The organism is Roseateles sp. P5_B10, from assembly GCF_056400485.1.
The window spans coordinates 1-1,320 of the sequence record NZ_JBFULE010001131.1 but is presented as its reverse complement, the minus strand read 5'-3'; the positions used below and the strand labels follow the sequence as shown (position 1 = coordinate 1,320).

At 56.4% G+C, this 1,320-nt stretch carries 2 protein-coding genes; both read right to left on the bottom strand.

The features are described 5' to 3' along the window. Positions 1-229 (bottom strand): hypothetical protein (locus tag AC1DU6_RS31460; protein ID WP_477862089.1); only part of this gene is annotated, 229 nt, incomplete at its 3' end. Positions 230-604: 375 nt separating this feature from the next. Then, on the bottom strand, positions 605-1,320 hold a 716-nt coding region (locus AC1DU6_RS31455), incomplete at its 5' end, for an alpha-1,2-fucosyltransferase (protein ID WP_477862087.1).

Below are 1,320 nucleotides of genomic sequence, written 5' to 3'. Positions count from 1 at the left end.
GTCTCCAGGTTGCCGTATGCCGCGCAACGTCCGGCACCACCGCCTGCTGCGATGCCAGTACCGCCATATCGATCAGCCCATTCGACTCTGGCTTCAGAAGCGTAAGCCTCCAGCGCATCTCCAGCAGTAGGGACGCAATACTGGCGGTCAGGGTCGAAGCCCAGCAAGGCAGCCGTCTCGTGCTGCCATAGCAGCTCGGGCCGCGCCAGGCGGCGAGTTTGAACAGCAACAAAGCAAGCGTCCGGCAATATGCTCGGCCGGCTCATGTGGCTCCCCGCCAAGCCCTAGGTGCCAACACCATAGCGTCCGCGTGATTATTGTGRCTGCTTCGGCTGGACCATCGAAACACGCTCTTAAGCCAGTATAAACCCTTCGTCCCGCACCATTTAGGCTGCGCGGGTCGTGGCATCAGCGATCTGCGCTGCAGTCGACTGCGTTTAAGTGAGTTCACTTGGGATACGGTTAGTACTTCTAAACATAACGGCGAGCGATGTCGAGTGGATTGGGGCCGGACTATTGGCTGATCCTTCGCGACCTTACCAACAAGGAATCGAAAGGCATCGGTCCGGCAAACCAAGAGGGATTGAAGACAGGTCTCGTGGTGCTACACGCGCAACCATGCCGACGGAACTATGTCTTTGGAAGAGATAGTGCTGAGTCTTCCGGTATTGGAAGAGCCGCGCTCGCTCGCAAACCAGCCTCGCGGTGCAACAACGATCTTGTCGGCCGCTCGACCGAGCCATGCTGCCCACCATGCAAACGTGCTATTGCTAATAATGAAGTGTGTGCAATAACTCATTACGGACATGGCCAGAGCCGCCTTAGCAGGGCCGGGGTCGTAGTCGAAGAAGGTGTGTGGGTGGTCAATTTGGAGAGTCTCCATGCACCATCCAAGATCATCCGAGAAGATAAAGAAGTGGGCATCCGGAACTCGCTTGACTATCTCTGCAATGGCTCGCTCGTAGTAGTCGAGACCAGGGAACCCCATGAAAGAGCCTTCCCAACGCAGGTAGTCGTCAAGTCTGACATGAAGGCAGACAGAGTTCGACCGCTGAAGAGGAGTCAAGTTCGGCACGCCTACTGACAGCGGTTCGGACAATGTGAACTCCTGCCGAAGCGCCGAGGACACGTCTTTGAAGTATTTCTCCGTCTGCCAAAACCCATCGAAGACGAYAACGGGGGCCTCGCTATGATCCAACACGGCGGGCAGAAACCCCGGCAAAGACTCGTTGAACGTATGGGTCAATTGTCGCTGGGAGGCATACTGTGACAGCTCGGCAGACGATGCGAGCGGAATGGTGATATTAAATAGCCCTAGCC